General features: G+C 67.9%; 18 protein-coding genes and 3 pseudogenes. 10 read left to right on the forward strand and 11 right to left on the reverse strand.

Translation table 11 applies throughout. The annotated features are described in order from the left end of the window. Window positions 1–140: 140 nt before the first annotated feature. The 4 genes and pseudogenes from JF597_RS17835 to JF597_RS17850 form a co-directional block, all read right to left on the reverse strand. A pseudogene (locus JF597_RS17835) lies at window positions 141–767 on the reverse strand (IS5 family transposase); the annotation flags it as partial. A gap of 129 nt (window positions 768–896) precedes the next feature. Next, on the reverse strand, window positions 897–1,199 hold the full coding sequence (locus JF597_RS17840; protein ID WP_293995710.1) for an MFS transporter: 303 nt from the start codon (window positions 1,197–1,199) through the stop codon (window positions 897–899). 181 nt (window positions 1,200–1,380) lie between these two features. Next, a complete protein-coding gene (locus tag JF597_RS17845) occupies window positions 1,381–2,943 on the reverse strand; it encodes an MFS transporter (protein ID WP_293995712.1) in 1,563 nt (520 codons plus the stop codon). Further along, window positions 2,930–3,622 carry a TetR/AcrR family transcriptional regulator gene (locus JF597_RS17850; RefSeq protein WP_293995714.1) on the reverse strand — a complete coding sequence of 231 codons (693 nt, stop codon included), beginning with the start codon at window positions 3,620–3,622 and terminating at the stop codon, window positions 2,930–2,932. Before JF597_RS17850 ends, JF597_RS17845 begins: the two co-directional genes overlap by 14 nt. 91 nt (window positions 3,623–3,713) lie before the next feature. Between JF597_RS17850 and JF597_RS17855 the strand changes: the two genes are divergently transcribed. Beyond that, the gene (locus JF597_RS17855) at window positions 3,714–5,015 is read left to right on the forward strand and encodes an MFS transporter (protein ID WP_293995716.1); all 1,302 of its coding nucleotides are present in this window, start codon (window positions 3,714–3,716) and stop codon (window positions 5,013–5,015) included. 69 nt (window positions 5,016–5,084) lie between these two features. Next, complete coding sequence (locus JF597_RS17860; protein WP_293995718.1) at window positions 5,085–6,908, forward strand: glycoside hydrolase family 3 N-terminal domain-containing protein; 1,824 nt, start codon at window positions 5,085–5,087, stop codon at window positions 6,906–6,908. A gap of 1,760 nt (window positions 6,909–8,668) precedes the next feature. Here the strand turns inward: JF597_RS17860 and JF597_RS17865 are convergent. After that, complete coding sequence (locus JF597_RS17865; RefSeq protein WP_366916415.1) at window positions 8,669–11,836, reverse strand: right-handed parallel beta-helix repeat-containing protein; 3,168 nt, start codon at window positions 11,834–11,836, stop codon at window positions 8,669–8,671. Between the two features lie 170 nt (window positions 11,837–12,006). Here JF597_RS17865 and JF597_RS17870 point away from each other — a divergent pair, with 170 nt between their 5' ends. From JF597_RS17870 to JF597_RS55570, 5 genes and pseudogenes are all read left to right on the forward strand, one after another. Further along, a complete protein-coding gene (locus JF597_RS17870) occupies window positions 12,007–12,780 on the forward strand; it encodes a FadR/GntR family transcriptional regulator (protein WP_293995721.1) in 774 nt (257 codons plus the stop codon). Window positions 12,781–13,615: 835 nt separating this feature from the next. Continuing rightward, a complete protein-coding gene (locus JF597_RS17875) occupies window positions 13,616–14,248 on the forward strand; it encodes a prephenate dehydrogenase/arogenate dehydrogenase family protein (protein ID WP_293995723.1) in 633 nt (210 codons plus the stop codon). 126 nt (window positions 14,249–14,374) lie between these two features. Beyond that, window positions 14,375–14,977 carry an ester cyclase gene (locus JF597_RS17880; RefSeq protein WP_293995725.1) on the forward strand — a complete coding sequence of 201 codons (603 nt, stop codon included), beginning with the start codon at window positions 14,375–14,377 and terminating at the stop codon, window positions 14,975–14,977. A 476-nt stretch (window positions 14,978–15,453) separates the two neighbouring features. Beyond that, the gene (locus JF597_RS17885) at window positions 15,454–15,876 is read left to right on the forward strand and encodes an aldehyde dehydrogenase family protein (protein WP_293995727.1); all 423 of its coding nucleotides are present in this window, start codon (window positions 15,454–15,456) and stop codon (window positions 15,874–15,876) included. 113 nt (window positions 15,877–15,989) lie between these two features. Beyond that, a pseudogene (locus JF597_RS55570) lies at window positions 15,990–16,127 on the forward strand (aldehyde dehydrogenase family protein); the annotation flags it as partial. 178 nt (window positions 16,128–16,305) lie between these two features. Here the strand turns inward: JF597_RS55570 and JF597_RS17890 are convergent. After that, window positions 16,306–17,457, reverse strand: coding sequence for a luciferase family protein (locus tag JF597_RS17890; protein ID WP_293995729.1), 1,152 nt, complete (start codon window positions 17,455–17,457; stop codon window positions 16,306–16,308). A 120-nt stretch (window positions 17,458–17,577) separates the two neighbouring features. On the opposite strand from JF597_RS17890, the gene JF597_RS17895 reads away from it, so the two are divergent. After that, window positions 17,578–18,042: a MarR family transcriptional regulator gene (locus tag JF597_RS17895; RefSeq protein ID WP_293995731.1), complete on the forward strand. Its 465-nt coding sequence runs from the start codon at window positions 17,578–17,580 to the stop codon at window positions 18,040–18,042. Between the two features lie 73 nt (window positions 18,043–18,115). Beyond that, window positions 18,116–18,322: pseudogene (locus JF597_RS17900) on the forward strand (hypothetical protein); the annotation flags it as partial. A 186-nt stretch (window positions 18,323–18,508) separates the two neighbouring features. On the opposite strand, the gene JF597_RS17905 reads toward JF597_RS17900, so the two are convergent. The 5 genes from JF597_RS17905 to JF597_RS17925 are packed head-to-tail and all read right to left on the reverse strand — an operon-like array spanning window position 18,509 to window position 22,615. After that, window positions 18,509–18,889 carry a nuclear transport factor 2 family protein gene (locus JF597_RS17905; RefSeq protein ID WP_293995733.1) on the reverse strand — a complete coding sequence of 127 codons (381 nt, stop codon included), beginning with the start codon at window positions 18,887–18,889 and terminating at the stop codon, window positions 18,509–18,511. After that, window positions 18,886–19,794 carry an NAD-dependent protein deacetylase of SIR2 family gene (locus tag JF597_RS17910; protein ID WP_293995735.1) on the reverse strand — a complete coding sequence of 303 codons (909 nt, stop codon included), beginning with the start codon at window positions 19,792–19,794 and terminating at the stop codon, window positions 18,886–18,888. The genes JF597_RS17905 and JF597_RS17910 overlap by 4 nt, the downstream gene beginning before the upstream one ends. Then, window positions 19,791–20,729 carry a protein-ADP-ribose hydrolase gene (locus tag JF597_RS17915; protein ID WP_293995737.1) on the reverse strand — a complete coding sequence of 313 codons (939 nt, stop codon included), beginning with the start codon at window positions 20,727–20,729 and terminating at the stop codon, window positions 19,791–19,793. The genes JF597_RS17910 and JF597_RS17915 overlap by 4 nt, the downstream gene beginning before the upstream one ends. 8 nt (window positions 20,730–20,737) lie before the next feature. Continuing rightward, window positions 20,738–21,544 carry a 4,5-DOPA dioxygenase extradiol gene (gene ygiD / locus JF597_RS17920; RefSeq protein WP_293995739.1) on the reverse strand — a complete coding sequence of 269 codons (807 nt, stop codon included), beginning with the start codon at window positions 21,542–21,544 and terminating at the stop codon, window positions 20,738–20,740. Window positions 21,545–21,604: 60 nt separating this feature from the next. Then, window positions 21,605–22,615: a nuclear transport factor 2 family protein gene (locus JF597_RS17925; protein ID WP_293995741.1), complete on the reverse strand. Its 1,011-nt coding sequence runs from the start codon at window positions 22,613–22,615 to the stop codon at window positions 21,605–21,607. Window positions 22,616–22,822: 207 nt separating this feature from the next. Between JF597_RS17925 and JF597_RS17930 the strand changes: the two genes are divergently transcribed. Continuing rightward, the gene (locus tag JF597_RS17930; protein ID WP_293995743.1) at window positions 22,823–23,662 is read left to right on the forward strand and encodes an AraC family transcriptional regulator; all 840 of its coding nucleotides are present in this window, start codon (window positions 22,823–22,825) and stop codon (window positions 23,660–23,662) included. Window positions 23,663–23,727: the final 65 nt, after the last annotated feature.

Raw genomic sequence — 23,727 nt, forward strand, 5'->3', positions numbered from 1 at the left:
TGAGCCCGGTCACTGGTTTCCTGACATGCTGTTGTCCCCTTCACCTTTCGGATCCAGGTAAGTCATCCGGCCCAGGAACCTCCTCCCGAGTCCCTCCCGGCTGAGCCGGGGATACAAACAGAGCGCCTCGTGGCGCACATCGTCCGCTCGACGACCCAGCGAAAGGTGCCCAGGCCGGTGCCGTGTGGCTGGCCACGTTCGGCGATCGCGGGCCGGATGCCGCGCCGGCGCAGGAGCCGGCGGTACTTGTCGTGGTCGTAGCCGCGGTCGGCGAAGAGCATGTCGGGCCGCCGACGCGGTCTGCCGACCGCTCCCGCGACAGCCGGGATCTTGTCCAGCAGGGGCAGCAGTTGGGTGACGTCGTTGCGGTTGCCACCGGTCAGTGAGACCGCGAGCGGGATGCCCTGGCCGTCGGTGATGATGTGGTGTTTGCTGCCCGGGCGTGCGCGGTCGACCGGGCTGGGTCCGCTTTTTGGGCCCCTGCGTGCGGCCCGGACGTGGGAGGAGTCGATCACCGCCCTCGACCAGTCCAGTTGATTCTTCGACCGCAGCTTGTTCAGTAGGAGTTGGTGCAGACGGTCCCAGACGCCGGCCTCGTTCCAGGCTGCAAGACGTCGCCAGCAGGTCATGCCCGAGCCGAAGCCGAGCTCCTGGGGCAGGTACTCCCACTGGATTCCGGTGTGCAGGACGAAGAGGATGCCGCACATGGCCTGCCGGTCGGGGACTCGTGGCCGTCCCTCGACCTGCTTGGGCAGCGGTTCGGGCAGTTAGGGTTCGATGAGTGACCACAGTTCGTCGGACACGATCCACGGCCGCGACTGACACTTTCCCCATGTCCTCATCAACGAGCGATCAAGCCGACAGTCACATGATCAACCCGCTTTTGTTAGGGCCAGTTAGCCCTGAGCGAATCTGAAGGCCGCCAGACTGCCGCTGTTCCAGGACAGTGCGTAGGCCAGTGCGAATGCCCCGATCACGACAAGTGAGGCCAGGAAGACGGGCCGCCGTCCGAGGCGTTCGCTGACCATACCGAAGCCGATCGCACCTATTGCCTGGCCCAGGAAACCGGCGCTGATCAGGAGGCCAGCCTGGCTCGAGGTGAGTCCGTAGGTGGCGGACAGGGCAGCGAGGACGGTCCCGATGGACACGCTGTCGAGGGCGTCGAAGAAGGTCGCCACTCGCCAGTCCCTTCCGTCCATGACGACAGCCTCTCGCTGAGCCCTCAGGGAACCGTACTTTCAGCCTATGAAGAATCCTTTGTAGAGGCGACCCGAAAACGGGCTCCGCGAGGTCATCCCGTTGGGATCGGACCGGTCAGGACATCCCGAGGGCGCGGGGTAACGGCGCTCAGCAGTGACCGGAACCTGGTGATCGTGGGCATCAGCGTGAATCGCGTGTGCCTGTTGACAGCTTCCTGTGGGGCCGCTGTGGCGGCCGGTCGGCGTCCCGTCTCATACCTATGACGACAACGACGGCCGTGGCCAGCAGGGTCGCGGCCGCAATCCGGTAGCCGACGGCAACCGCGTGGGTAAAGGCCGCCACCACCTCCGCATGGGTGCGGGCCCCGAGGTCGGCCGCGGCGGAGAACGCGCGGGCGGGAGAGTCGCCGTGGATGGTGACCGCGGCCGGGAGCCGGCCGGAGAAGCCGCTCGTGAGGGCGGTGCCGACCACCGCGATGCCGAGCGCGCTGCCGAACTCGCGAGCCGCGCTGTTCAGACCGGAGCCCACGCCCAGGCGGTGCGGCGGAAGCCCGGAGACCACTGCATGCGAGAGGACGGGCGTGGCCAGTCCGTTGCCGAAGGCCATGACCAGGAGATACATGGCGTACAGCGGGTACGGCGTGGCGGCGGTCGTGGTGGACATCAGCATGAGCCCGGCGGCGACCAGCAGAAGTCCGGCGGCGGCCGTGGGCAGGGCGCCAAGCCATGCGGACCAGCGGGGACTGAGCCGGGTGACGATCATGATGCCGGCCGCGACCGGGACCACACCGAGCCCCGCCTGGAGCGGGGAGAAGCCCTTGACATACTGGAGGAACTGGGCGTTGACGTAGAACAGCGCGAACATGCCGAAGAAGACGGCGCCGACCCCGATAGTGCCGGAGCGCACGGACCGTACCCGCAGCAGCCGTGGGTCCAGGACCGGGTGGGCGGTGCGCAGTTCGTGCAGGACGAACCCGGCGAGGACCACCGCAGCCGTCGCGAACCCGGCCAGAACGGGGACGGACAGCCAGCCGCGCAAGGGGCCTTCGATGATCCCGAACAGCAGGGCCGTGAGACCCAGTATCAGCAGCGCCGAACCAGGGACGTCGAGCACGGTGGTGTGGCGCTGAGGGCGCGGGGCGACACGTGCCGCCCACAGCAACAGGGTGGCGGCGAGGGGGGCATATGCCCAGAACAGCGCCTGCCAGGGCAGGTACTGCAGGATCAGCGCCCCGCCGGTGTTGCCCAGCACTCCGCCCACGGCGAGCGAGGCGCTCCAGGTCGCAATGGCCGTGGGTCGCCGCCCGTCGGTGACGGAGTGCAGCAGCAGCGACATCGAGGCCGGCATCAGCAGGGCGGCTCCGGCACCGCACAGGGCCCGGCCGGCCAGCAGCAGTACGACGGACGGCGCCAGCGCGCATCCGGCGGCGCCCACGGCGAACAGCCCGTGACCGGTCAGCAACACGCCCTTGCAACCGAACCGGTCGCCAAGAGCGCCGGCCGGGATGAGCAGGCCGGCAAAGACGATGACGTAGGAGTCGACGACCCACAGCACCTCGGTCGGCGTGGGGTGCAGGCTGCCGGCGGACAGCTTCGGTATCGCCAGGTTGATCGCGGCGACCAAGGACTGCGCGACCATTACAGAGGCGCACATCACCAGCAGGACGCCGCGGGATCCCCGCGCATCACGTGCGTCGTACGCGCGGACGGGAGTCCGCCCGCCCAGCTGGTCAGCTGAGGCCATGCCCGCTCCGGGTGAGGGTGCGGGCGAGCCGGTCCAGGTACGCGTGGAAGGCACCGAGCATGTCCCAGCGGCCACCGGACAAGGCCCACTGCACCTGGAAGCCGTCACTGACACCGATGAGTTCGCGGGCGACGGCTGCGCAGTCGACGTCCTCACGCAGCAGGCCGGAGGCGACGCCGTGCCGCAGGGTGCGTTCGATCCGTCCCAGGAGGGTGTCGTAGCGCTCGCGGAAGTACGCGTGGGCGGGGTGCTCGGGGTTGGCGGCCTCGGCGGACAGAACGCTGTACATCTGCACCAGGCCGGGCTGGGTGAGGTTGAACTCGGTCTGCGCGGCCATGCGCCTGAGCATGTCAAGGGCGTCCATACCGTCGGGGTCGCCCATGCCCTCGTAGAAGGTTCTCGTGGCGTGCTCGGCGCGGGCCTGGAGCACGGCCATCAGCAGTTCCCTCTTGTTGCCGAAGTGGTGCAGCAGGCCGGCCGGGGAGATGCCGACATCGGCGGCGATCTTCGGCAGGGACGAGTTGTGGTAACCCCACTGCGCGAAGTGCCCGATGGCGGATTCGATGATCAGCTTGCGCCGCTCGTCGGCAGCGGCGTACGTGCCGGTCTTACGCCGACGCCGAGGCCGGGTTCCATCCGGCGAATCACCCTGTTTGCCCTGTGATGTGATGCTTGTCACTTACTTAAACACCTACTCGCCATTCGGTTTTTAACCTACGGTGCAGCGTACCTGCCGTCGATGTGGACGGCCAGAGCCTGGAGGACTCCCCATGGCGCATCGTGATTCGGTGATCCCCAGCCGACTCGCACCGTCACCGTTCCCGCCCCCCGAGGACGCCGACGCCGAGCCCGCATCGCTCGGACTCATCACCTGTCTCGTGCTGGCCCAGTACGGCGCCTACCTGGCGCTGCTCACCCCTGTGGCGGTCTCGCTCTCCCTGCGCGTCACCCAACTCTCACCCCATGACAAGGCGTCCACCCTGAGCCTGGTCCTGGGCATCGGATCGCTGTTCGCCCTCATTTCCAACCCGCTCACCGGAGCGCTGTCCGACCGCACCACCAGCCGGTTCGGCAAACGGCGCCCCTGGCTGATCGGCGGCATGGTGGTCGGCACCCTCGGGCTCTCGCTCGTCGGCTCGGCGGGCGACGTCATGACGCTCACGGCCGGCTGGGCGCTGACCCAGTTCGGCATCCACGCCACGCTCGCCTCGCTCAGCGCGGCCATCGTCGACTTCGTGCCCGACCGCCAGCGCGGCAAGGTCTCCGGCGCCCTCGGCCTTACCCCCAACCTGGCCATGCTGACCGGCGCCTACGGCGCCACCCAGTTCAAGCACGACAGCCTGCTGCTGTTCGGTCTTCCCGCGCTGGCCGGTCTCGCGGCCGTGCTCCTCCTGGTGACGGTTCTGCGCCGGGACACTCCCGCCGCGCCGGGCGTGCTCCCGCCGTTCAAACTCGCCGAGTTCGGCCGCAGTTTCTGGTTCGACCCGCGCCGGAATCCCGACTTCGCATGGAACTTCCTCGGCCGGTTCCTGGTGTTCGTCGGCATGTCCTGCGTGACGAGTTATCAGTTCTTCTTCGTCACCGACCAGTTGGGCCGCAGCGTCGACGACGCCGTGAAGGTCGTCGCCACCTCGACCCTCGTGCTCACCGCCGTCGGCGTCGTCTGCTCCCTGTCCGGCGGCTGGGTCTCCGACCACATCCGGCGCCGTAAGCCCTTCGTGGCCGTCGCCTCGGTCCTCGTCGCCCTCAGCCTCGGGCTGCTGTACGCCGCGCACAGCGAGGCCGCCTTCTACACCGCCATCGCCGTGTACGCCTGCGGGTTCGGCCTCTACATGGCCGTCGACGTGGCCCTCGCGATCAGCGTGCTCCCCGACCGGCGCCAGGCGGCCAAGGACATGGGCGTACTCAACATCGCCAACGCCCTGCCGCAGTCACTCGTGCCGATGATCGCTCCGCTGTTCCTGACCCTGGACGCCGGCGGCGGAAGCGAGTTCGGAAAGCTCTTCCTGTTCGGCGCGCTGTGCGGTGTCGGCGGCGCCCTGGCCGTCATGCGCGTCCGCACGGTCCGCTGACGCGTTCCCCGTCGCCGCACGACCACCCGTTGTCCCTACCACTCCCCCGCCGATTCGGAGAGAACTGCCATGGCCTTGGCCACCCGACCGCCCCGCGACCTCAATCACAACGGCACCATCGAGCCGTACGAGGACCCCGCACAACCCGTGGAGCGGCGGGTGGCAGACCTGCTCAACCGGATGACTCTGGAAGAGAAGGCGGGCCTGCTCTTCCAGACCATCCTCACCATGAACCCGGACGGCACCCTCGTGGAGAGCACGGACGTGCCCGGCGGCGCTCCCGCCGGCACGCTGATCTCCGGGCGGCTCATGAACCACTTCAACCTGATGGGCTCCGGCAGCCCGAGGGCCATGGCCGAGTGGCACAACCGCCTGCAGGAACTCGCCGCCGACACCCGGCTCGGCATCCCGGTCACCCTGGCCAGCGACCCCCGGCACTCCTTCACCGACAACCCGGCCACCGCCATGCGCTCCGGCCCGTTCTCGCAGTGGCCCGAGCCCCTCGGTCTCGCCGCGATCGGCGACCCGGAGCTGATCCGCGAGTACGCGGACACGGTGCGCCGCGAGTATCTCGCCGTCGGCATCCGGCTCGCTCTGCACCCGCAGATCGACCTCGCCACCGAGCCCCGCTGGGCGCGCAACAACGGCACCTTCGGAGCCGACGCGGACCTGACCTCGCGGCTCGTCGTCCCCTTCCTCGAAGGGCTGCGCGGCGGCGGCGGACTCGGCCCGCACAGCGTGTCCGCGATGGTCAAGCACTTCCCCGGCGGCGGCCCGCAGCGGGACGGCGAGGACCCGCACTTCACCTACGGCCGCGAGCAGGTCTACCCCGGTGGCTTCTTCGAATACCACCTGCGGCCGTTCCGCGCCGCCATCTCTGCCGGAGTCACGCAGATGATGCCGTACTACGGCATGCCCGTCGGTACCGAGTACGAGGAGGTCGGCTTCGGCTTCAACCGCGGCATCATCACCGGGCTGCTGCGCGAACGGCTCGGCTTCGACGGCATCGTCTGCACCGACTGGGCCCTGATCTACGACGCCCCTATCATGGGCCAGGTCTTCCCCGCCCGTGCCTGGGGCGTGGAACACCTCGACCCGATGGAGCGGGTGCTGAAGGTGCTCGACGCCGGCGCCGACCAGTTCGGCGGCGAGGCGTGCCCCGAACTCGTCGTCGAACTCGTCCGCTCCGGGCGCCTCGACGAGGCCCGCATCGACGTCTCCGTCGCGCGGCTGCTGCGCGAGAAGTTCCGCCTCGGCCTGTTCGAGAATCCCTTCGTCGACCCGGACATGGCCGAACAGACCGTCGGCGCCGCGGACTTCCGGGCCCAAGGCGCCGTCGCCCAGCGCCGCGCCCTCACTCTGCTGGTCAACCGGGACACGCTGCCGCTGCCCAGGCCCGTACGCCTGTACGCGCCGGGCATGGACATCGCCTCCATGCGCGTCGACGGCGTCATCCCTGTCGACGCCCCGGGCGAGGCCGACTACGCGGTACTGCGTCTGGACACGCCGTACGAGCCGCGCCCGGGCGCGACCTCCGTCTACGAGAGCGGCTTCCACCGGGGCAGGCTCGACTTCCCCTCGGAGCGGCTGAGGGAGATCCTCGCCCTGCTCGACGCCGTTCCCACCGTTGTCGTCATGCATCTGGAGCGCCCGGCCGTCATCCCCGAGATCGCCGAACGCTGCGCCGCCCTGCTCGGCGCGTTCGGCGCGAGCGACGACGCCGTACTCGACGTACTTGTCGGTCGCACGGCTCCCGAGGGCAGGCTGCCCTTCCAACTGCCACGCACCATGGCAGAGGTGACGTCCGGCCGGCCGGACGTGCCGCACGAGAGCGTCGACCCGTTGTTCGGCTTCGGCCACGGGCTGCGATACGGGACCGGGCACAAGGGCTGACACGGCCCGCTGGGAGAGCGGCCGGCAAGGCACCGCACCACCGGCGGCGTGCGCCGTCCCCGGACCGAACGGCCCGGGGACACACGCATTCCCTGGGATCGGTCACCCGCCCCACGGACGCTCGCTTTCGAGGCGCGGGCCCCGGGCGAACCACTTGGTGTGGCCAGGAGGCGAATGGCGCTGGAGTGGCGCCAGACGGGTTCGTCGGCCAACAGCCCGGGGGCGCGGGGGGTGACCGCGGCGGCGAGGCAACTGACGACGACGCCTCCGAGGCGGGTGTCGGTCCCGACCCATTCCATTTCCATGATGGCGGTCAGGGAGCCGGTACCGACAGCGATAGGGGGCGTCAGGGAGGCCCCCGCAAGCCCGGCTCCGCAGTAGTGAGCACCGTGTACCGGGCCACGGCCTTGGCTCGCGGCACCCAGGAATCGGCGGGCGGAGACGTACGTAGGAGTGGGGTGTCGCGAGGGCTGGGGTGACGTGTGGGACTACTAGGTGCAGTCGGCTTTGACAAGACCTGGCGCAGACCATGCTCGCGGGCGAAGGAGCCGGCGATGCGGCAGGGCCCGTCGCCGCCGCACGCTGGAGCATAGTCCCTGGGCAGGTCGGCGGCCGTCGGGAACGGGCTGCGCCGACGGCGGGCCTGCGCCACTGGACGCGGGCATCTCCGCCTCGCTCGTAGGTGACCTGACGGATCGTTGTGAGCCTTGAGTCTTCGGCAGCCTGCTTTTGCGGTTTCCTCTTACGGACGTGCCAGTGACGGCCCGCCGCAGAGTGTGGCCGGAACGTTGCGGAGTTGATCGTCAACCCCGGCATGCGTAAACACCTGCTCGCTCAGGGCTACTGCGGCGTCCAGGTCTCCGGCCACGAGAGCCAGGTGCGCCCGGGCTAGTGACAGTCCGGGGTGGTAGACCACCGGACCGAAGGGGCCGGTATTCGGATCCTCTGAACGGTCAAGAATTTTTCTTACCCGGTCGAATTCCCCTCTTCTCGTCAGCATGAAAGCCAACCACATTCTGGTACGCAGTTCACAGGCGCATGAAGTGTCAGCCGGTGCAATCGAGAGGGCTAGTTCAGCGGTATGCAGACTACGGTCGGACCATCCATTCAGCCAGAGAGTCATCGCCTGATCGATGAGTCGGCATTTTCCGCACGATGCCGAACCAGGCGATTCGTATGCAGAACTTTTCAGAAATGTTCTCTTCACCATTGAGAATCCTGGAGTACAGAGAGGGGTTATGATGGTCCGCCTCAGCCCGGGCTGCTCCATTGCATGCCACACGCCATGAGTACCGTTATTTACGGCGAGCTTCTTGACGTCGCTCTGGATGAGGCGTGTCTTTGCCAGGATGTCGCTGGCGATCACGGACAGTTGAAGGAGCTGACCTTGGACTCAGGAGTCGGTCTACTTGCTGAGCACCGGCAAGCGGGCGAGACCGGGGCCGACTGGCGACCCGGGCCAGCTTCAGAGGAACGGGAGGCTCCCATCGGCCGCACTGCTGACATGAGAGCGGTGATGGTTGTTGCGGAAGCAAAGGCATGGGGTTCGCTCTCGCTCGCCTTTCCGATCCCCCGAAGGACCACAAAACCTTCATCATCTGTACAGCACCGCATCAAGTGGGCCTACCTACATCAACCTCACTCTCTGCGCTCGTGGCGCACTCAAACGCCAAGTTTGCGTACGGCGTGGACGAGAGGGTGTTCAAGTCTTGCATGCAAGATGATCTTGAACACCCTCTGCCCGACTGATGGAGAACCGGCTACGGAGACGTGGTGATACTCAGGCCGCTGAAGTTGGCCGTGCCCGAGCTCTTGTTGTCATGGGAGGTGTGGAAGACACCCACGTCCTCGCTCGCGTTCGCCCCGGACAGGTTCACCGCCGAGCCGACCCGGGTGAAGGTGGTGCCGTCGGTGGAGTAGTAGCCGCTGACCTGGCTGCCCGTGCGGGTGAGCCGCACCCAGACCGGTGCCTTGACGTCCGTGGTCTTCGCCTCGGTGTCGAGGTATCCGTCGCCGTTGGAGTCGTACTCGAGAACGACGCCGTTGCCCGGCGTCACGGCCATGACCGCGTACCCCGCTGAACTGCCTGCGGCCGTCATGTCGTTACGCACCATGATCCCGGCCTTCGCCCAGGAGTTGGCGTCGTCCAACTGATCCACCTTGACGGTCACGGTGGTGCCGCTGGCGAACGCTTGGCGCTGGTAGACGGCCCCGTACTCGTCGTCGTGCTGTCCGCCGGCACCCCAGACGTCGGCTCCGGCGCCGGTGATCGCGATCTGGTTCTGGTGCTGGTTGAGGAGGGCCGGGATGCTCGCGTATCCGGCGAACGGGGGCGTGGTGATGCTCAGGCCGCTGAAGGTGGCCGTGCCCGGGACGTTGACGTCGTGGGAGGTGTGGAAGACGCCCGCGTCCTGGGTCGCGTTGGCCCCGGACAGGTTCACGGCGGAGCCGACCTGGGTGAAGGTGGTGCCGTTGGTGGAGTAGGACCCGCTGACCTGGCTGCCCGTGCGGGTGAGCCGCAGCCAGACCGGCGCCTTGACGTCCGCGGTCTGCGCGTTGGTGTCGAGGTATCCGTCGCCGTCGGAGTCGGACCCGAGAACGACACCGTTGCCCGGCGTCACGGCCATGACCGCGTACCCCGCTGAACTGCCGGCACCGTCGATGCTGTTACGCACCATGATGCCCGCTTTCGCCCAGGGGTTGGTGTTGTCCAACTGGTTCACCTTGACGGTCACGGTGGTGCCGTTGGTGAACGCCTGGCGCTGGTAGATGGCCCCGTACTGGTCGTCGTGCTGTCCGCCGGCACCCCAGACATCGGCCCCGGCACCGCTGATCGCGAACTGGCCGTTCGCCTGGCTGAAGGTGGCCGGCGAGTTCACCGCGAAGGTGGAGTAGGGAGCGGTCACCGCATACTTGAGGTACTGGTACGCGGGTTCCAGACCGGCCGCGTTCATGACCGTCTGGGCGCCTGACGGCCAGTCACCGTTTGTGACGATCTGCGTGCCTCTGACCACGTTGCCACGATTGCCGTCAGTGATGTCACCGTCCGCCGTGGCCCAGTTGTCGGTCAGGGTGAAGTTGCCGTCGCCGGCGATGTTCTGGTGGGCGTAGGCGCCCACCCGGTCGAAGACGTTGTTGGTGGCGGACAGGTATCGCGATCCCTCGTCGAAATACATGCCGAAATAGATGCCGCCGTTGCCGCCGACGGCGCAGTAGTTCCGGTCGATCGCACTGGAGGGGTTCGCCGACAGGGTGTAGATGCAGCCGGCGTCGTTCATCGACTCCAGGAAGTCGTGCACGTAGTTGGCGACGACCTTGTTCCCCGTGGCTGTCGTCGGAGTGTTGAAGATCGGCTGGTAGTTGTACAGGCCGCGGCGCTGGTACTCCGGGCTTCCGCCCGGGTCGTTGACTCCCCATCCGTAGCCGATGCTGATGCCGCCGTAGGGGAGGTTGTACGCCTCGTTGTGGCTGATCTCCGAGTTGGTGGTGTAGGTGGCGAGAATCGCGTGGTTGTCGCGGTAGTCGATGCCGACGTCGTGGATGAGGTTGTCCCTGATGGTGATGTTCTTGTTCGTCATCCGGGCGTCACTGGGGTGGTGCGCGTCTTGCCGGAGTCCGCCGACGATGAGGGCGCCCGCTGCGATCTGGTTGAAGTCCGAGCCGACGACGGTGATGTCGCTGGCCCCCAGGCCGACGCCTGAGGTGTTCGCATTGGCGTCCTGGCCGATGCCGATGCCGTACTGGCCGATGCCGGTGAACTTGTCGGCGCTGAACGTCACGTGGTTGGCGGCGGACACCTGTACGGCCGCAGGCATCTGCAGCCAGTTCGGCCGGGTCGCCTCGAACAGGCTGCATCCCGCGCTGCAGGAGGTGAAGGCGTCCGAGGGCCTGTTCCAGTTGCCTTGGATGTACCCGCCGGTCTGCTGGTCGGCAAAGCCCTCGTTGCTGCTCGGGTGCAGCCAGCTCGTGTGGGAGAACTGCACACCGGTGAAGGACAGGTCGTGTGCCGGCGCATCGTAGGTGCCGCCGACGCTGATGAGCGACTCCAGTCGCGGCAGCTCCACGTCAGCAGTGGTGATGTCCTGCCCCGCCAGCGGCTTGTAGTAGAGGTAGCCGGTGGCGGTGTTCAGATACCACTCCCCTGCGGAGTCGAGGAACTCGTAGGCGTTCTCCAGGTACACCGGTCCCTGGCGGAACGGGTTCTGGACGACGTCCCAGCCCCAGGTGTTGTTGTCCCAGGCGGGCTGCTTCATGGTGAACGTGTTGTTGCTGATGCTCTGGACCGGCATGTAGCGGTCGGTCCAGCTGTTGACCGTCTCGAGCTCCACCCGGCTCTGATTGGCCAACGAGTTCAGGTAGCTCAACGTGGAATTGGTGAAGGTGAACCCGGTCGGGTTGAACGTCAGGTCGGAGCGGTTGACCTGAGTGCGCGCCCGGGTGGCGAGCAGGCCGTCGACGTAGAGCTGGCGGGTGTCGAAGCCTGTGCCGACGTTGGCGCGCCAGATGTTCTTGCTCGCGTCGAACTGCGACCAGCCGGTTATCTTCTGTGCCCCCGAGATGACCGGGTTCGCGCCGGGGGCAGCCTTCCACACCACCGTATGGCCGTTGTTGCCCGAGTCGGCGGCGGTGAAGGAGAGCGGGGCGGAGAGGCGGTAAGTGCCGTCCGCCAGTTGCACGACGATGTCGCCGGTCATGCCGGAGTTGACCGCACGCACATTTGCTTTGGCCTGGGTGATCGAACACGGCTGGCTCACGGAGCAGGCGGTGCCGGTGCCGTTCGGTGCCGCGTACAGCGTCGTCATGGTCGCCGCCTGCGCTGTTGCGGCGGAGGCGACGGCGGAGAGCAGAGCGCCGACGAGCGCCGTCGCCGCAGTCGCGGCGCGTATCCGGGGGCGGCGGGGTGGGGTCGTTCTTCGGAGTGACAGCAAGACGGCTCCTTCGGTGATGCGCACCGTGCCTGGCCCATCCCGGTCGCGATCTGGCGGGAAGTCGGCCACGTTTCACCGGCGTTTCGCCGGGGCGGGAGGAACTTCATCATACGAATGACGTAAGACGCAAGATGTATGCTGTGCTATTTACTGATCGCAAGGAGCCGCACGTGCCCCGTACCCCGGCCGACCGTCAACGACCAACGCCTGCGCCCTCGGAGGGATCTCTGGGAGCCGTTCCCCGGCGGCCGACCGGCCGCCTCAGCGACACCGTGGTCACCTATCTCGTCGACCGGATCGTGGGCGGGACCTATCCGCCGCACTCCGCGCTGCCCATCGAGCCGGTGCTGTGCGAGGAGTTCGCCGTCAGCCGCACCGTCGTGCGCGAGTCGGTGAAAGTACTCGAAGAAAAAGGCCTCGTCAGGGCCGCACCCGGGCGCGGTACACGGGTACGTGAGCAACAGGACTGGAATCTGCTGGACCCTGTCGTTCTGGAGGCCCGGCTCCGCCACGACCGGACGCTGACGACCCTCGACCAGCTGGTCAGTGTGCGGATCGCCCTGGAGGCCGAGATGGCCGCCGACGCGGCCGGCCGCATCACCGACCTCGAAGTCTCCGAACTGGAGGAGCAGGCCGCCGCTTTGCGGGAGGCACTGGACGACCCGGTGCGCTACGCCGAGGAAGACGCCGCCTTCCACGAGATCATCATGAGGGCTTCCGGGAACCTCCTGGGGCAAGCGATCATCCGCAGCATTCACGGCAAGGCTCGCCTGTCACGCCTCTACCACGGTCACTCGACCCGCGAAGGTTTGACCGTGTCACTGGCCGAGCACGAGGCGATGCTGGAGCTGCTCCGCCAACGTGACGCCGCGGGAGCCGCCCGGGCGATGCGCGAGCACATCGCGCGGGCGTGGGCGAGCCGCCGACCGACCCCGCAGCCGTGACGTCGCCGACGGGCCCCACGTCCGCCGGAACTGACAGGTTGACATCCGTTCATGCCGCCGGCCGATCGCCACAGGGCGGCGTCAATCCGCGCGCGAGCGCGGCGACTGAAAGCATGGGCGGCGGCCGTTCTCTCGGGCTTCGTTACTCAACATCTCGAAGCGGGGAGAACGGCCGCGTTGGGTGCCCGCGGATCTCGTGGATCTCAGCCAGTCGAGTGACCAACGAGTCAAACGTCAAGCTGAGTAACCGAGTTGGGGGCACTGGGTGAAGCAGGGCGACCGCGTCGTGGGAGCCGTGGAGCCGCAAGGGGGCCTAGCAGACCTTCGACCACCCATTCCTAGGCACCGTCGAAGACTGGTGTTCCAGCATCTGGCGGGTGTCCATCCGTCCTCGCCCGGCTAGGCCACCATCCGCTTCGCACCGGTGATCCCGGTCGGTCTCGACCACGCGTCGGCGAGTGTGACGACGCCGCGGGGCAGTGTCGCGTCGAGTCGGCGGCGGGATGACCGGACGGTCAGCGCACGATCGCCTTCACGAAGAAGTCGAGCGAGCGGTCGACCTCGCCGAGGGACGGCCCCCGGGTCAGGAGCCCGTGCGTCATGCCCGGCGAGAAGCCCGGCTGGAACCTCTCGCTCCGGTTCAGACCCCCTACGTGTTCCGCTCGTGAGGCCCCTTGCCGCCCGTGCGCTCGACGCCGGACCCCTGACCCCTCCCTGATCGTCAGCCCACACCGCCGATAGCGACAGAGATGCTTGAGGCAACAATATTTGCGAAGTCAGAGATCGATGGTTACTGTGTCAATATCTGCCGCGACAACAATCGGGAGCTACTGCCATGCGCATCGCAATCATCGGGGCCGGTAGCGTCGGCTCCGCCCTGAGTCGGGCCGCCACCGCCGCGGGCCACAGCGTGACCCTTTCCGCCACCAGCCCGGACAAGGCATCACAGGTTGCCGCAGCAACCGGTGCCCGCCCCGCCGAAAGCAACACTGCCGCCGTCACCGATGCCGAGCTCGTCGTCCTCGCCGTCCCCAGCAGCGCGCTCAAGGTGGTGGCCAAGGAACTCACCCCGGTTCTGTCGGGCAAGGTCGTCGTCGATGCCACCAACCCCCTCAACGCCACTTTCACGGATCTCGAATTCGGCCAGACCGTGGCTGCCGCACAGGCGCTCCAGGCCAGCCTGCCGGGGGTGCCGGTGGTCAAGGCCTTCAACACCATCTTCGCGGGGCGCCTCAACTCCCCCACGGAAGGCGACGTTCGCCTCAACGCCTTCTACGCCGGCGATGACGCCACCGCCAAGCAGAGCGTCGCCGAGGTCCTGTCCTCCCTCGGCTTCCGCCCCGTCGACGTCGGCGGGCTGCGCATGGCCAGGGCTCTCGAAGAGATGGCCTTCCTCAACATCTCGCTCAACGCCGCAAACAACTGGCCCTGGCAGAGCGGCTGGGCACTCCTCGGCCCCACCGGCTGAAGACCGGCGGTTGCCACGTTCCGCTCACCACGGGCCCTTCGGCTGAGGGACATCCACCCCACAGCCGCCAACCACGTCCGTGCGGTCGGCGCGCGGAATCACGACATCACGAATCAAGGAGCGACCATGGATCGCCGTTCCGTACTCACCGGCGGAGCCGCCGCGCTCGGCGCGCTCGCCATCACCGCGGTCTCCAACGGCACCAGCCTGGCACAGGCCGCGCAGCCCTATCCGGGTCTGCTCCCGGACCCGGCCACGACTCCGGTGCCGAACCCGCCGTTCCCGCACAACCTGACGCACACCGAGCGCAAGCACCTGGAAACCTTCGACGAGCTGGACTTTCAGGTCTTCACCCACGCCGACTGGGCGCGCCTGGGCGAGAGCCACGCTCAGAACATCCGCGTGCACTGGCCCGACGGGCACTACACCGACGGCATCGACAAGCACATCGAGGACCTGTCCGCGATGTTCGTGTGGGCTCCCGACACCCGCATCGAATCCCACCCCCTGCGCGTGGCCAAGAACGAGCTCACCGCTGTCACCGGCGTCATGAAGGGCACCTTCACCCGCCCCATGCCGGACGGCAAGGGCGGCTTCATCCAGCCGACCGGCAAGAAGTATGCGATCAGCATGGTCACGGTAGGCATATGGAACCGGAGGGGCACGATGGACGAGGAGTTCCTGTTCTGGGACAACCAGACCTTCTATCAGCAGATCGGTCTCGCCTGACGTCGCAACGTCGTTGAAGACGGCAGCGTTGAACGGCGCTTGAGCACCATGGTGTTGCCCGTGGCGAGCGCGGGGGCGGGCTTCATCATGGTCAGTACGACCGGCATGTTTCCACGGCACGATCGCGGCCGCGACGCCACGCGGACCGCGCTCGACACTGATGAAGCCCGCTTCGCCGTCGTGCTGGGCCGGCGTGAAGAAGCCGTCCACCGGGCCCGGTGTGCTGGAGCACACCAGGCCCGATGCGAAGTCGGTCTGAGCCTCCCACAACACGCCGCCGTGCTCGCGGGCCAGCAGTGGGGCGAGCTCGCGACAACTATCGTGTGGGGGTCGTCGGCGAGGTGGTCCGGGACGTCCGGCGCGGTGAAGTCGACGCCGTCCGCCTCCGTTCGCACCGGCGGCCCTCCCCCTCCTGCTGCAGTGCATTGCGCAGATCCTGCCGCAGGGTGTCCTCAACGTCGTGCAGGGCAACGCCGATGTCGGACAGGTCCTGGTGTCTTATCCGCTGGGGCGCAAGATCGGCTATCAAGAACATGACCCTCGAACTCGGCGGCAACGATCCGGCCATCGTCCTCGACGACGCCGACATCAACGCGACCCTCGATCGCATGTTCAGCGGTGTGTTCACCCGCACTGGGCAGATCTGCTTCGCGGTCAAGCGCACTACGTGCCGCGCTCCCGCCTCGACACCTTCCCCAACGCCTTCTGCGCGCGTGGCGGAGTCCGCGGTCGGCCACGGCCTGGACCAGAAGGCCAGGTGCGGACCGCTCAACAACAGGGCGCAGTTCGACAAGGTCACCGTCCTCATCGAGGCCACGAAGAACTCCGGCGCGCAGGTCGTCGAGTTCGGCAGCAGGCTGGAGTCCTGCGGCAACGGCTACTACATGCAGCCCATGTAGTCCGGGACGCCGATCAGGGCGCGGCCATCACCAGCGGCGAGCAGTTCGGACCAATCGCGCCTCTCATCCCCTACGACGAGGACCCGGTCGTGCGCTGAACCAACGACTCCGAGTACGGCCTGGGCTCGTCGGTGCGGACCACCGACTTCGAGCCAGGTCTGGCGATGGCTCGTTGCATCGAAGCCGGCAGCACGTTCATGAACACACACTCCTTGGAGTCGCTCGACCTGCGCATGCCCTTCGGAGGCTGAAGCGGAAAGGTAACGGCGCGGAGGTCGGCGAGCTGGGAATAAAGGAGTGCGTCGAAGAACACGCCATCCGGGTGCTCAAGTAGCCGCACAGAAGGGAGGAGGGATCCCCGGAGTCGATACCGGCCGGGCGATCCCCCCTCCTGGTGATGCGTGGTTCTCGATGTGGGTGGTGCTCAGCTCATCCCGCGGCCCGGCCGGTGTTCCCGGTCGCCCACGCATGGCTCGTGGTGACGATCGCGGTCACCACGTCGAGTTCCGCCTCGTCACGAGGGCCGTACACAAGCACCATGCCCGGAGCGAGCTGGATTCCGGCAAGCGGGTGAGCCACGGCCCAGCCCTGCTCTACCGCCTCGGCTGCCAGGTGCACCGGCAGTGCCACGTGCAGCGAACCGTCACCTTCGGGGTGCAGGTGGGCGAACTCCCCCGCCTCCGGTACGAGGAACGCCTCGGCCGGGCCGGCCGGCGTTCCCGCCAACACGAATCCGCGTGCGCCCGGAACGGAGATGGCGGACTCGCTGCTGTGCACCCCTGGAAGTGAGCTCAGCCGGGCGAACAGCTTCTCCTGCAGCTCCGCCAGCGCGTTGTCGCTGAGTTGCTGCTGCGGAATCCTCGTGCTGACCTCGGGTCGCGGGCCGGGGCGATGCGGAAGACCGTCGGGCAACTCCTCCCACTGCGCCGGCTCCGCAGCGGCGTTCCCCTGCCGGGCCAGGAACTCGGCACGCGCGGAGAGCCAGCCCGCCAGGACCGCGAGCGCCTGCGGGGCGATGCCATGGCCCACCGGATCGCGCCGAGCGACCGCGGGAGACCCCGAGTCCACGGTCAGATAACGCCAGGTCTTGTTGAGCAGGTCACGTGGAATGACCTGGTCGTACTCACCCTGCGCGACGAACACGGGCACACCGGCCAACCTCGCGGGGTTGGTCGGCACGCCCGCGTCGAACGGCAGCGTGCCGTAGAGGATCGCCGCACCGGCGAACCGTCCCGGATCGTCGAGCAGCAAACCGCCCGCGAAGGCCGCCCCGCCGCTGAAGCCGACGAGGAACACCGGACGACCGGATGGTGCCACCTCGTCGAGCCAGTCACGGAACCAGTCCATCGAGGCGCGCAATGACTCAGCGACCGGCCGTCCTATGCCGTGGTTGGCGAACCAGGCGTACCCGCCATGCTCGGCGATGGGCGCACGAATCGCCGCATAGGCCAGCTCCGACGGCAGGGCCTCGGACAGCCCGATGATCTCGCTCTCATGCGAACCCCGGCCATGCAACAACACGACCAGCGGCGCCTCCGCGTCTCCCCGGGTCATCACCACCGGTGCACCGAACGTGGTCACGACGCACTTCCCACAGCGGACACGTGCACGGCAAACACCTCTAAATAGTTGTTGAAGCAGATATTGACAAGATAGCCATCGATGCCTGACGGTGCAACTATTTCGGTCTACAATCTCTTCATGTCTTCCTCGCACCCGATCGACGACCGCCTGATCACCACGTTCGGACGGCTTTTGGAGGCGTCCACCAGACTCGAACAACGCCTCGGAGCGGCCATGGAGGCGGAGACCGGGCTGCCGCACGTCTGGTTCGAAGTGCTGATCCGGCTCGCCCGTTCCGAGGGAGGCCAGCTGACCATGAGTGCCCTGGCGAACCAGGTCGTGTTCACGACCAGTGGCATCACCCGGCTGATCGACCGGATGCAGGCTGCCGGATACGTCGAGCGCCGCCCCCAGCCCACAGACCGCCGCGTCTCCTACGCAGCCATCACCGGCGCCGGCCGTGACATCCTCGACCAGGCGGCCGTCGCACATGCACGCAATCTGCGGGGCGTCTTCTCCGACTTCGACGAGGCCGATCTCGCCACGCTGGACGCCTTGCTGGACCGCTTGCGCAAGGCGGCGTCGGGCAACGTGACCCTCTAGCGTTCGAGGGCCGGGCCGCGACCAGGATGCAGAGGCCCGTGGCGACGGCGGGCAGACAGCAGGGCCTCGCACCGCACTCGCGGACCCGGGCCGACTCGGGCAGGGGCCGATGACCTGCCACGAGATGGCCGCCTTGTTCGGTATGGACGCGGTTCCGGCGCGGGTGGAGGCGCTGAGGCCGAAGGCGAAACGCCTGGTCGCGCGCGGCTGGCTGGCCGAGTCGGCACCGGGCCGCTTCACGCTCGCCTGCGGTGTGAGCGGGCCAGGCGGCGGGTCATGAGCAGGGTCATCGACCAGTAGATCATCGCCTCGGCGCTGGTGGTGCGCCGCTCGAAGTCGCGCACCAAGCGGCTTCACATCAGGTGGCCGAAGAGACGCTCGACGATCCACCGCTTGGGCAGCACCACGAAGCCGCGCATGTCAGTACGTCGACGAGTTGGACCTGAGAGCCGAGGAACGGGCCTGGTCAGAACATGGTGTTGTCGTTCTTGGAGGTGGCCGAGATGACCCGGAGGACGTCCCAGTGCTCGACGATCTTTCCGGCGGCGTCGAAGCGGAAGATGTCAATGCCGGCGTATTCCTCGTCGGGCCAGGTCTGGTGGCAGTGGAGGATGACGTGGTCGCCCTCGGCGAAGGCGCGTTTGTACTCGACGTGTTTGCCGGGGTATTCGGCGGCCATGCGCTCGAAGTAGTCGATGAATGCCTGTTTGCCGTCGCCGACGTGCGGGTTGTGCTGGATGTAGGTGTCGCCGACGAAGCGATCGACGGCCTCGGCGGGGCGGCAGTCGTTGAACATCAGGTCGTAGAACGCCTTGGCCGTGGCCTTGTTCTTCTCCGGATCGCTCATGAGGTCACCGTAGGACCGGCCGGGGCCTGCGGCGCGGTGAGTGCGTCGAGCAGGTGATCGGCGCCGGCGGCGACTGGCAGAGCCCGTCCCATCAGGTCGGAGGGGATGTCTGGGTGAGTGGGATTGACCCGGACGAGGCGGGCGTTGGGGAGGTGACGGGTGAGATGCTCGCCGGGGGCGCGGATGACGGTGGGGGTGTTGAATCCGGCGCCGAACTCCAGTATCAGCAACCGGGTGTCGGTGCCGGCCTCGCCCAGCCACTGCTGGAGGTGGTGGCCCGCGGGGAGGTAGGGGTCGTCGATGAACTCGGGGCCGATCCGCACATTGATCTCGACGTCCTCGCCGCAGTTCGGGCAGTGGGGCAGCACGGCCGGATCGGTCACTGCGCCGGTGGCCGGGTCGTACGCCGCGAGCAGGTCCCTCACGAGGGGCCGACTGTCCCAGGTGGTGCGGGTGCAGGGGACGGTGCACTGGTAGCGGCCGTAGTTGCCTTGCGGGGTGAAGATCCGCTCGGGGGCGAAGCCGTTGCGGGCGAACAGGGCGTCGACGTTGGAGGTCATCACCCAGTGGTCCTTGTCCCCGATCAGCTCGCGCAGCTTTCGGTAGAGGGGGTTGGGGTGGGGTGAGTAGCGGATGTCGTCGATGTGGACGGCCCAGTAGCCCCACCAGAGGGCGGGTGGCAGCTGGACGCCGACGATGTAGCGCGAGCGCAGACCCATCCCGTACAGGGCGGGGAAGAGCTCCTTCAGCCGTACGGTGTCGCCGTAGTCGTATCCGGCGGCGGCGCTCAGCCCGGCACCGGCCGTGACCAGGACACGGTCGGCCGACTTGAGCCAGTCGCGTACGGTCTCGGCGGCGGCGTCCGGGTCGGTTACGGGGACGTGTGGGGTGGGCGTGGCGCTCATCGGGGCCGGGTTCCTTCGGTCAGGGCCTGCATGTAGGTGGCGTGGTCGTCGTCCGCGAACACGTTGAAGATGACGCGGTCGACGATGCCGGGGTGGGTGTCGAGCCAGTCGGCGACGGTGTCCAGGGCGATCCGGGCGGCGGGTTGCTTCGGGAAGCCGAAGACCCCGGTGCTGATCGAGCAGAACGCCACCGTGCGGATGTTCCCGGCCTCGGCGGCCAGGTCCAGGCAGGCCCGGTACGAGGACGCCAGCGCCCTTTCGTGGTCGGTCTGGAGGGGGCCGTGCACGATGGGGCCGACGGTGTGCAGGACGTAGCGGGCGGGCAGCCGGTGACCTGCTGTGATCTTGGCGGCGCCGGTGGGTTCCGGATGTCCCTGGAGTTCCATGATCGTGTGGCAGTCGTCGCGCAGGGCGGGGCCTGCGGCGCTGTGGATGGCGTTGTCGATGCACGGGTGCATCGGGACGAAGCAGCCGAGCATCGCGCTGTTGGCGGCATTCACGATCGCGTCGGCGGCGAGGGTGGTGATGTCGCCCTGCCACAGCACGGTACGGTCCGGCGCCCGGTAACCGGTGTGCGGAAAGGCATCGGCGATCAGGGGCAGGCGGGCCGGGTCGCTCATCGTACGGGCGAGACGTTCGCCGCCCAGCAACGCGTCCAGGGCCTCGACAGCCCGCTCGGGCAGGGGGCCCGGGGCGCGGACAGTCAGCACGGTGCGCAGCAGAAACCGGGCACGGGCGTCGTCGGCCGACGCGATGTCCGCGGCGGACAGGCCGAGGCGACGGGTCGCCGGGTCGTCGGCGAGCAGACTCAGGGTCTGGCGCGTCAGGGTGGGCAGTTCCCCGGGGGAGGCGGGCGGGGCGAGCGGCCGGGAGGGGCCGTGCAGGGCGATCGCATCCCGGTAGGCGGGAAGGGACAGGGCGGAAGGCTCGGACATCGCAGGGATCAGCCGATCTGGACCGAGAGCATGGAGATCGATCCGCCGCCGTCGTAGCCGTCGACAGGGAAGGCGACCGGCTCGGCGACGCCTTCGTCGTGGCGGCACTGGGCGATCACGTAGAGGAACGGCAGATAGTGCTCGGGGGTGGGGACGGACAGCTGTCCGTCCTGGCCGCACTCCTCGTAGTCGATCAGTTCGTCGACGCGTCCGGCGGGGACGGCCTCGCGGATGCGCTGGTTGAAGCGGACACCCCAGTCGAAGAGTTCGTCGCGGGTCAGGCCCCAGGCATAGGTGTGCAGGTTGTGGACCACGTTGCCCGAGCCGAGGATCAGCACACCCTCGTCACGCAGCGGGCGCAGGCGCTTGGCCAGGTCGTAGTGTGCGCGCGGGGTGAGGTTCTCGTCCACGGAGAGCTGGACGACGGGGATGTCGGCCTCGGGGTACATGTGGACCAGGAGCGACCAGGTGCCGTGGTCCAGGCCCCAGCGCTCATCGGCAGCGACGGCCGGCTCGGTGCCGATCAGTTCGGTGACCCGACGGCACAGCTCCGCCGAGCCGGGGGCCGGATAGCGCATCTGGTACAGCTCGGGCGGGAAGCCGCCGAAGTCGTGGATGGTGCGTGGACGCTCGCCCGCAGTGACCCGGACGCCGGGAACGTACCAGTGGGCCGAGACCGCCAGGATCGCCCGGGGTCGCGGCATGGAGCGGGCCAGCTCCGCCCAGCCACGGGTCCAATCGTTGGACTCGATCGCGTTCATGGGGCTGCCATGGCCGACGAAGACGGCCGGCATGGTTATGGAGGCGGCGTTCACCAGGACTCCTCGGGTACGGGCCCGGCCCCGTGCACGGGCGTGGACGGGGCCGGGGTGGGATCAGAGCTCTTCGAGCGTGCCGGTGTGCAGTTCGCCCACCCGGCCGTTCTCGGTCTCATACGTCCAAAAGGCGTGGACGGTGTTGCTGTTCATGTTCATCGCGTGGGTGACGGTCATACCGGACTTCTCCGTCCAGCCGACCAGGAACACCCCGGGGACGATCTCGGCAGCGTGCAGGTCGACGTCTTCCGAAGCGCCCTTCATCGACCCGGCCACCGCCTCCCAGTGCAGCTTGGTGCCGTCAGCGGCATAGGTGTTGTGGAAGACGATGCCGTTGTCCACGGTGAACCGGAACGTCTTCCCGGCGTAGGTGTAGGTCGCGGTGCCGTCGGCGACCCGGAACAGGTCCCAGTACGCCACCGGTACACCGAACTCGCCCTCGGACTGGAGCAGCACCAGGTCGCCCTCGGCGACCACCTTGTGCACGGTCTTGTAGACGAGGTTCTTGCCCTGCTCGGCCCACTTGGCCGCGGCGGCGCCGAAGCCGTCCAAGCCATCGGCGGCCTCCGGGTTGTGCTGGAGGTAGGTCTCGGTGGAGATGTAGTCGGTCAGCACCGAGTAGTCGGCGCCCTTGAGGACCTTCTCGGCGAACTCCACTACCAGAGCGCGGTTGGCCTCCGTCTTGCCCAGGTCACGCGGCTCGCTCTGGCCGTCGGTCTGGGAACGGCCCGACGCGGTCGGGGAGACCACCGGGGTCAGGGCGTCCCAGTGCTCGGCCAGCTTGCCGTCGGCGTCCACGCGGAACAGATCGAAGGCGACCAGCGGGTCCGGACCGAAACCGTGGTACATGCCGTGCAGAGCCACCAGGTCACCGTCGGCGATCACCCGGGCGCCCTCGTAGCGGAAGCCCTCGGGCAGTGCGGCCACCAGCCCGCGCAGAGCCTCGGGGCCGTCGGCGGCCAGGGTGCTGTGCTGGGTGTAGTCGGCGGCGACCCAGCGGTCCACCGCGCTCGGGTCCTTGTCCCCGAACAGTCCCCCCGCAGCCTTCAGGACGATTTCCTTGCTGCTCACGGCAATGCTCCGTTCTGGTTTGCCAGATTCCTCCGGTTCCACCCGTGTGGACCGGCCTGTACTTCACTCTGCGTGAGCCAGACCGCAGAATCACGATGCATCTTGGATCTACCATGGTCGAAATGGGACAGACTTCTGGGAAAGACTTCAGTGGTTGATGCGATTGAGCAGCGGTGCTTCCGGAACCCCTCCCGCCCCGGTCTGCGCATGGAGGTTCTCTCCTATGCGCAACTGCGCCGCCGTGTCCCCCAGCCCGGCTTCACCCGCCTGCACGCCCTGGACTTCCATCACCTCACCCTGATCGACCGCGGCGAATCCACCACCACCATCGACTTCGTCGATCACCCCTGCCAACCCGGCACCCTCCTCCACGTCCGCCCCGGCCAGGTCCAGCGCCTGCCCCACACCGCCGACGGCGAGCCCGGCGACCACGACGGCACCCTGATCCTGTTCACACCCGACTTCCCCGCCCGGCAGCCCGCCACCACGCCCCTCACCGATGCCCCCTTCGGCCGCGTCCACTGGCAACTCACCCCCGCCGACCACACCCTCTTCCGCCGCGCCCTGGCCGACCTCACCGACGCCTACACCCTGCCGCCCGACCACGCCCCCGACACCGTCCGCGAGCTCCTGCGCCACCAGCTCACCGCCATCCTGCTGCGCGTCGCCCTACTTCCCGCCGCCGACAACAGCCCTGGCGGCGGGCGGGAGGGCCCGGTCGCCGAGAACGAGCCCTACCGGCTCTTCCGCCACGAACTGGAGCGCTCCTTCGCCGTGCGCCACCAGGCCCAGGACTACGCCACCGGCCTCGGCTACTCCCTCAAAACCCTCAACCGGGCCTGCACCCGTGCCACCGGCCGCAGCGCCAAGCAGCTCATCGACGACCGCATCGCCTTGGAGGCCAAGCGCCTCCTGGCCCATACCGGCCTTCCGGTCGCCGCTATCAGCCATCGCCTCGGTTTCACCGAACCCACCAACTTCAGCAAGTTCTTCACCCGAGCCTCCGGACAGACTCCGGGAGCGTTCCGGGAGGCCCAGGCGATCTGAGGACTTCACCGCACGCTCACGCAGGGCCTCGACAGGCCGTCACGTGCTGTCGCTTCCCGACTATC

This window comes from Streptomyces sp. (genome assembly GCF_019510245.1).
Lineage (GTDB): Bacteria > Actinomycetota > Actinomycetes > Streptomycetales > Streptomycetaceae > Streptomyces.